Origin of the sequence: Fischerella sp. (assembly GCF_013388695.1) — a bacterium.
Lineage (GTDB): Bacteria > Cyanobacteriota > Cyanobacteriia > Cyanobacteriales > Nostocaceae > PCC9605.
Genome location: NZ_JACAEU010000008.1, coordinates 1 through 8150, shown reverse-complemented (window position 1 = coordinate 8150; position 8150 = coordinate 1). Strand labels below are relative to the sequence as shown.

Annotated in this window: 9 protein-coding genes; 8 read left to right on the top strand and 1 reads right to left on the bottom strand. The window is 42.0% G+C overall.

Annotated features, from left to right (window positions below; translation table 11 throughout):
- Positions 1 to 253: 253 nt before the first annotated feature.
- Both rlmD and HXY43_RS01160 read left to right on the top strand, forming a co-directional pair.
- Complete coding sequence (gene rlmD, locus HXY43_RS01165; protein ID WP_290878918.1) at positions 254 to 1633, top strand: 23S rRNA (uracil(1939)-C(5))-methyltransferase RlmD; 1380 nt, start codon at positions 254 to 256, stop codon at positions 1631 to 1633.
- A gap of 420 nt (positions 1634 to 2053) precedes the next feature.
- Positions 2054 to 2509: an anti-sigma regulatory factor gene (locus HXY43_RS01160; protein WP_026733551.1), complete on the top strand. Its 456-nt coding sequence runs from the start codon at positions 2054 to 2056 to the stop codon at positions 2507 to 2509.
- Between the two features lie 63 nt (positions 2510 to 2572).
- On the opposite strand, the gene HXY43_RS01155 is transcribed toward HXY43_RS01160, so the two are convergent.
- Positions 2573 to 2857: a DUF6439 family protein gene (locus tag HXY43_RS01155; protein WP_290878914.1), complete on the bottom strand. Its 285-nt coding sequence runs from the start codon at positions 2855 to 2857 to the stop codon at positions 2573 to 2575.
- A 44-nt stretch (positions 2858 to 2901) separates the two neighbouring features.
- On the opposite strand from HXY43_RS01155, the gene HXY43_RS01150 reads away from it, so the two are divergent.
- The 6 genes from HXY43_RS01150 (at position 2902) to cysW (ending at position 8038) form a co-directional block, all read left to right on the top strand.
- Positions 2902 to 3270 (top strand): hypothetical protein, encoded by a 369-nt coding sequence (locus HXY43_RS01150; protein ID WP_290878911.1) that lies wholly within the window; start codon positions 2902 to 2904, stop codon positions 3268 to 3270.
- A gap of 118 nt (positions 3271 to 3388) precedes the next feature.
- Complete coding sequence (gene asnS, locus HXY43_RS01145; RefSeq protein ID WP_290878910.1) at positions 3389 to 4780, top strand: asparagine--tRNA ligase; 1392 nt, start codon at positions 3389 to 3391, stop codon at positions 4778 to 4780.
- 232 nt (positions 4781 to 5012) lie between these two features.
- Positions 5013 to 6053, top strand: a complete 1041-nt coding sequence (locus tag HXY43_RS01140) for a sulfate ABC transporter substrate-binding protein (protein WP_290878908.1) — start codon at positions 5013 to 5015, stop codon at positions 6051 to 6053.
- On the top strand, positions 6028 to 6186 hold the full coding sequence (locus HXY43_RS01135) for a hypothetical protein (RefSeq protein ID WP_290878907.1): 159 nt from the start codon (positions 6028 to 6030) through the stop codon (positions 6184 to 6186). Before HXY43_RS01140 ends, HXY43_RS01135 begins: the two co-directional genes overlap by 26 nt.
- Positions 6187 to 6204: 18 nt before the next feature.
- A complete protein-coding gene (cysT, locus tag HXY43_RS01130) occupies positions 6205 to 7062 on the top strand; it encodes a sulfate ABC transporter permease subunit CysT (protein ID WP_026733546.1) in 858 nt (285 codons plus the stop codon).
- 163 nt (positions 7063 to 7225) lie between these two features.
- Positions 7226 to 8038 (top strand): sulfate ABC transporter permease subunit CysW, encoded by an 813-nt coding sequence (gene cysW / locus HXY43_RS01125; protein ID WP_290878920.1) that lies wholly within the window; start codon positions 7226 to 7228, stop codon positions 8036 to 8038.
- The last annotated feature ends 112 nt before the right edge of the window (positions 8039 to 8150 follow it).

The window sequence follows — 8150 nt, the reverse complement described above, 5'->3', positions numbered from 1 at the left end:
GAAGAGGGATGGGGAGATGGGGAGAGTGAGGGAGTGAGTATTGGGCATTGGGCATTGGGCATAGTTAACAACCTCTAACTACTAACCACTAACCCTCCGGGTACTCTACGAGAAGCCGCCCTGATGGGCGTCTACGCCAGTCGCTCATGGGGGGAACCCCCTTTGGAGCGCGCTGGCTCACCACTAACCACTAACCACTAACCACTAACCACTAACTACTATCTACTAACAAATGACCAATGACAAAGGACAAATGACAGACACTATTTGGAAACAAGGTGAATTAATAGAACTTAATATTTCAGACACTAGCGATACGGGTGATGGTGTTGGACGATCGCATGAGCGGGTAGTATTTGTACCGGATACTGTGCCAGGCGATCGCGTTGTTGTTCGCTTGGTACACGTCAAACCGACCTATGCTCACGCTAAACTCAAGCAACTGTTGGAGCCATCCCCCCATCGTATTCGACCTAGTTGCATTGTGGCTGATAAATGTGGTGGTTGCCAGTGGCAGCATATAGATTATCAATATCAGTTAGAAGCTAAGCGCAATCAAGTTATTCAAGCTTTAGAACGCATTGGTGGTTTTGTGCAACCACCAGTAGACGCTGTTTTGCGAGCTCCTTCACCTTTGGGCTATCGTAACAAAGCCACCTATCCTGTGGGTGTATCAGCAACAGGAAATGTACAAGCAGGTTACTATCAAAAAGGTAGCCATCAATTAATTAATTTAAATCAATGTCCAGTCCAAGATGCAAGATTAAATCCTTTATTAGCAGAAGTAAAACAAGATATCCAAAAGCGAAATTGGCAAGTTTATAAAGAACAGTTTCATAAAGGAGTAATACGTCATCTTGGGTTACGCATTGGTCGTCGCACTGGAGAAATGTTGCTGACTTTAATAGTAAAAGACTGGAATTTACCTGGAATTCAAGAGCAATCACAGGAGTGGTTGAACCGCTATCCAACTTTAGTAGGAGTTTGTTTAAACCGGAACCCAGAACGAACAAATGCCATTTTCGGTTCTGAAACTCGTTGTATTGCTGGTATTGGCTACCTGCGAGAAGAATTCGCAGGATTAGAATTCCAGGTGCGACCAGATACGTTTTTCCAAGTTTATACGGAAACGGCGGAGGCATTGTTACAGGTCATTCAATCAGAATTGAACCTGCAAGGAAATGAAGTGCTAGTTGATACCTATTGTGGTATTGGTACATTAACTTTGCCACTAGCAAAACAAGTACACCAAGCAATTGGCTTGGAAATACAATCAGAAGCCGTAGAACAGGCGATTTTGAACGCAAAACGCAATCAAATTAATAATGTGACTTTTATGACGGGTGCAGTAGAAAAGGTACTGCCACAACTGAAGATGAAGCCAGATATTGTTTTGCTAGACCCACCACGTAAAGGATGCGATCGCAAAGTTATAGAAACTTTATTAATATCTAAACCAACTTGTATAGTTTATGTCAGCTGTAAAGTAGCGACCCTAGCCCGCGATCTGAAATTACTTTGCGAAAATGGAGTGTATACTCTCATACGCGTACAGCCAGCTGATTTCTTTCCCCAAACTGCACATGTAGAAACAGCAGCCTTTCTTGTTTTATCAAGTTTGCATAAAGCTTAGATAAGTCCTTTACAAAAACTCAAATTTTAAATTTGTAGTCTAGCGCATAGTAAAAATGCTAAACTTGAATTAAGCTAAAAATATAATTCCATTTGTGCAAAAGAATAGAAGTTGCATGGGCTACTCTCAAACGTGAATTTGGGTTGTTTAAACTACAAATCGGCAAATAAAAGAGTATAGTGATGCTCTTTTACAAATACAAAGCATATTTTGAGTTGCTGACTGCTTGAGCAGATTCGTTTGAGCCGTTTTATATAAGAGCAGCCCAATATCATTAGGAGAGCCAACGCTCCCTAGCATTTTCAAAATTTAGTTCCAAAGACGTAAGTTTGAAGGCAACACGACCACCTCACAAAAAATCAGGGTGCCTGTGACAGCAAACTGATGTCTAGCTAACTCTGAAGCTGCGGGGTTTCTCTTGTGATCACCATTTCACTTCGTCCGGTTGGACGTAGTTGGGGTACTATTAGTTTTGCCTCAACTCTATATCTCTGCCCAATATTAGATTTACTCTTGGCAGAAATTCCAATACAAATGCAATCCGAACTGCGTCTAGGGCTTCAAGAAGCCTTAGTTAACGCAGCTAAACATGGCAATAATCTTGATCCCAGTAAAAAAGTTGTAGTGCGTTTTTCTTTAATAGATAATAAATATTGGTGGATAATATCAGATCAAGGCGGAGGCTTTACTCCTTCGTGTAGTTGTAGTATCGATCCAACAGAATTCCTGCCACCAGATGAGTCAGAAAGCGGTCGTGGTTTATCGATTTTGCATCAGGTTTTTGACGAAGTTGAGTGGAATAGAAAAGGTACTGAGTTAAGGCTTTGCAAACAACTAGAGCAAAATCGACTTCGGATACCGCTATTGCGTAATTAGATAGTAGATAGTAGTTAGTAGTTAATTGTTTACCACAAACCACAAACCACAAACCACAAACCACTAACTATTTTTTTGTCCGTGAGTAGGACACGGTGGCGCAGAAATAGAATGGTCTAACCAACCTGTTGCTTGTTCTAATCGTGCTAGAGCTTCTTGTGGTTGTTCCTTCAGGAGGAACACAAGAGCTGCGGCTACTTGTTCGCTAGCGCGAACTTTGCGGTTAGACTTGAGGCGATGCCAATCATTTGGAGATATACTTAACCTCTCCATTAAAGCTTGTGCTAGTTCTAAAGTAGTAAATTCATTCAGTTGACTGTTGTTAGGTAGCTGTGTAGATTGAGACATACACTTTTGGCAAAGTCGCATTTACCTTTACTGTACTACTTTAAATGAAGCAGCCTCAAAAACCGTCAGAGCCATCAGATGAAGAAAATCAGGAATTTGATTTTGAACAAGAACTGTTGGAAGTTGAGCGATCGCTTGTGGCATTAAAAGAACGCTACAAACAAATACAACGCGATCGCCGCAAACAAAAACAATTACAATACAAATTTAATGAACTTAATCAAAATAAACATCATACGCCAGAAATAAAAGCTGAATTGAGACAAATTCAGCAGCAACTAGAAGTGTTAGAAGTTTGCTTAGAAAGTCAGTTGTTTTCTTGGCGCAGTTTCAAAGAACCTTTTTGGCAAGCTGTCCGCTTTGGCGGATTGGGCGTTATCATAGGCTGGATATTAAAATCTTGTGGTGGATAAGGACTGGGGACTGGGTACCGGGAATTGACCTTATCTTTAATTTCCAATCCTTAATTTAATATTTAAAGTCTAAAATTCTAAAAATACCGCACTCTAAATTTTATGTTCGGATACAGACATGGTAAATCTAAGGATTGCTGAAATATTACGAGATGGTCAGCCTGATGAGTCACTCAAGGTACAAGGTTGGGTTCGCACAAAACGTGAATTAAAAGATTTTGCTTTTATTGAAGTAAATGATGGCTCATCTTTGGCTAACTTACAAATAGTAATTAATCAAGATTTGCCAGACTATGAAGCGATCTTGAAAAAGCTGAATACAGGTGCTTCCGTAGAAGTATCTGGGGTACTTGTAGCTTCCCCAGCCAAAGGACAGCGCGTAGAATTGAAAGCAAATAGCGTCAAAGTTTACGGAGAAGCCGATCCCGAAACTTATCCTCTGCAAAAGAAACGCCATTCCTTTGAGTTTCTGCGAACTATTGGACATTTGCGATCGCGCACCAATTCCTTTGGTGCAGTTTTCCGCGTCCGTAATGCTTGTGCTACAGCCATACACCAATTCTTCCAAGAACGCGGCTTTATGTGGGTACACACTCCCATCATTACCGCCAGTGACTGCGAAGGTGCAGGAGAACTTTTCAGCGTCACCAGTTTAGATTTAAAAAACATTCCCCACACAGAAACCCAAACAGTAGATTATAGTAAAGACTTCTTTGCGAGACCTACATACCTAACAGTTAGCGGTCAACTAGAAGCAGAAATCATGGCGATGGCGTTTAGTAACGTCTACACCTTTGGCCCTACCTTCCGCGCCGAAAACTCCAATACTTCCCGCCACTTAGCAGAATTTTGGATGGTCGAACCAGAAATGGCTTTTTGCGACCTCCAAGGAGATATGGATTTAGCTGAGGAATTCCTCAAATATATTTTTAAATATGTACTGGAAAAATGCCCAGAAGACATGGAGTTTTTTAACCAGCGCATAGATAATACTGTGCTGGCAACCGCAGATAATATTATCAATAATCAATTTGAGCGCATCACTTACACAGAAGCCATCAAACTTTTAGAAAAAGCCGATGTCAAGTTTGAATATCCAGTCAATTGGGGCTTAGATTTACAATCAGAACACGAGCGCTATCTCTGTGAACAACTTTTTAAAAAACCAGTTATTGTCACAGACTACCCAGCGCAAATCAAAGCCTTTTATATGCGCTTAAACGACGATGAAAAAACCGTCCGCGCAATGGATATCCTTGCGCCGAAAATCGGCGAAATTATCGGTGGTTCACAACGGGAAGAACGCCTAGAAGTACTCGAAAAGCGAATAGAAGCGCAAGGGATGAAGCAAGAAGATTTATGGTGGTATCTTGATTTGCGTCGCTATGGTACTGTTCCCCACGCTGGTTTTGGACTAGGTTTTGAACGCCTCATACAATTTATGACGGGAATGGGAAATATCCGCGATGTGATTCCTTTTCCACGTACGCCAGAAAATGCTGAATTTTAGTCATTAGTCATTTGTAGTTAGGTAGGTTGGGTTGAGAAACCCAACATTTTTTATATTTTTTCTTAGTGTCTTGGTGTCTTGGTGGTTAAAAAAAATCTTGAATTACTAAGGCACCAAAACACCAAGGATTTTTTGCCTTCTGCCTTTGTGTTTTTGTCACTGCCAGTGTAATATTATATTTCTAAGTCCCGTAAGCCGATGGAGAAACCGGGATTTGAGAGGAGAAGATTTTATGGGGCTGTGGCAGTGGCTAACACAGCAAAAAAGATTGGTGTCGCTGTTCTTGCTGGGCTTGGGTTTGAGCTTAGCAGTTGCATCTTGTTCAGCGTCCAAAGCTCAAAATCCCGATGTAGAGATAACGCTGGTTTCTTATGCTGTCACCAGACCAGCATTCAAGAAAATTATCCCCCAATTCGTGCAAGAGTGGAAAAAGCAACACAATCAAAGAGTATTGTTTAACGAAAGCTATGGGGGTTCTGGCGCTCAAACCCGTGCCGTCATTGATGGCTTAGATGCGGATGTGGTGAATTTGGCGCTGGCGTTGGACATTAAAAAAATAGAAAAAGCAGGGTTAATTCAAGCAGGATGGGAGAAAAAAGCACCGAATAATGCGATCGCCACTAAATCTGTCGCAGTGCTTGTCACCCGTAAAGATAATCCCAAACAAATCAAGACGTGGGCAGACTTGACAAAAGACGGAGTAAATGTAATCACGGCTAACCCCAAAACTTCTGGAGTAGCGCGTTGGAATTTTTTGGCTTTATGGGGTTCACAAAAAGAAACTGGGGCTTCTGATGCCCAAGCCCTAGAATTTACTAGCAAAGTCTATAAAAACACGCCCGTGTTACCTAGAGATTCCCGTGAAGCTAGCGATGTCTTTTTCAACCAAGGTCAGGGGGATGTTTTAATCAACTACGAAAACGAAATCATCTTGGCTGGATTGAGAGGTAAAAAAAGTCCCTATATAGTTCCGCAAGTGAATATTTCGATTGAGAATCCCGTGGCTGTCGTAGATAAAAACGTTGAAAAACACGGCAATCGAGAAGTAGCCGAAGCCTTTGTGAAATATCTTTTTACTCCAGCAGCACAGCGAGAATTTGCCAAAGTCGGATTTCGACCCGTAGACGCCACAGTTGCCCAAGAACTTGCTAATCAGTTTCCTCCAGTCAAAACCCTATTTACAGTTCAAGAATTGGGCGGATGGGATCTGGTGCAAAAGCAATTCTTTGCCGATGGGGCTGCATTTGATGAAATTCAGGCAAGCCTTAAGTAAGAGGAGGGGGAGATGGGAGGAGTGGGCATCGGGCATCGGGCATTGGGCATTGGGAATTGAGCATTGGGAATTGGAAATAACCAGCAACCAACCAACAACCAACAACCAACAACCAACAACCACTAACCACTAACTACTAACTCTTGACTAAATGACTATATCCGAAATCCAAAATCCAAAATCTAAAATTCAAACTTCAAAATTCAATATCCCTAAAATATCTTGGCCTTGGCGAATCACCATCGGTTATCTCACCATCATGCTGTTGATACCAATGGCGGCACTACTATTGCAGGCAAGCATGGTTGGGCCAGTTGAATTCTTTCAAATTGCTACTAGTCCAGTAGCTCTTTCAGCATACGACGTAACATTTATTACAGCTTTGTTGGCAGCTGCCCTCAATGCACTATTTGGTACGTTAGTGGCTTGGGTATTGGTAAGATACGACTTTCCGCTGAAGCGGTTTATTGATGCAGCGATTGATTTACCGTTTGCCTTACCGACTTCGGTAGCGGGACTTACTTTAGCCACAGTATATAGCGAAAATGGCTGGATTGGTTCATTACTTGCACCTTTGGGAATTAAAGTTGCTTTTACTCGCTTAGGTGTAGGTGTAGCGATGCTATTTATTTCCCTTCCGTTTGTGGTGCGGACTTTACAACCAGTGTTGCAAGAAATGGAACGGGACATTGAAGAGGCGGCTTGGAGTTTGGGGGCATCAAAATTTCAAACTTTCTGGAGAGTAGTTTTACCCCCTCTGTTCCCAGCCCTACTGACAGGGGTAGCACTGGGCTTTTCTCGTGCTGTTGGAGAATACGGTTCGATTGTGATTGTTGCCTCAAATATTCCTTTTAAGGATTTGATTGCATCGGTGCTAATTTTCCAACGATTAGAACAATATGACTACGCTGGTGCAACCGTGATTGGTACAGTGCTTTTGGGTATTTCGCTGTTGCTGTTGTTGGTTATTAACCTATTGCAAGCTTGGGGAAGACGTTATCAAAGGTAATAAAGAATTGGAAATGGGAGAGTGGGAGATGGGGAGAATAACCACTAACTACTGTACGGGCGGGTTTAGCTATCAAACTTTTGAACTTCCAAAGACAAGATATCTATTCAAACCCGCCCCTACTAACTCTTGACTCTTGACTCTTGACTCTTGACCATTGACTATGAAAGCTAAGCACATAAATCAAGAATCTCGTTGGGTAAAGGTAGTTTTAATTGCAGTAGCTGTTATTTACCTTGCCCTTGTCCTATTCATCCCAGCAATAAATGTCTTTGTCCAAGCTTTCCAGGGTGGAATTGCAGCTGTTTGGGGCTATCTGACAACAGATGAATTTATTCACGCTGCACAGCTAACTCTATTGATAGCCTTGATTGTGGTGCCGCTAAATGCCGTATTTGGACTATGTGCTGCCTGGGTTATAGCCCGCCATAAGTTCCCCGGTCGCGCCTTGGTAATTAGTATTTTAGATATTCCCTTTTCCATTTCACCAGTCGTTGCTGGTTTGATGATGGTTTTGCTCTATGGGCGTCATGGCTGGTTAGGGCCGATTTTGGAAAACACAAATTTCAAGGTGATATTTGCTTTACCAGGAATGATTATCGCCACAGCATTTGTTACTATGCCTTTTGTCGCTCGTGAAGTTATTCCTGTCTTAGAAGAAGCTGGTTCCGATCAAGAAGAAGCTGCGAAGACTCTAGGCGCTGGTGATTGGCAAACTTTCTGGCATGTTACCTTACCCAATATCCGCTGGGGTCTGCTTTATGGGTTGATTTTAACCAACGCTAGAGCGATGGGTGAATTTGGGGCTGTATCTGTGGTCTCTGGCAACATTATCCGTAAAACTCAAACCTTACCTCTGTACATTGAAGAGGCTTATAAGCAGTATGAAACCCAAACAGCATTTGCTGCTGCTGTCTTGCTTGCTTGTTTGGGATTAGTGACGCTAGTTTTGAAAGAAATTGTGGAACGTAAGTAGAACGAGGTGAAAAAACCAAACTATGTAAAGATAAGTAAATACATAGAATGCGTCTACAAAGGTAACAGCGATATGGGTAGCCGTTTAAGGGTATTTCTGACTAAAGAGCAAG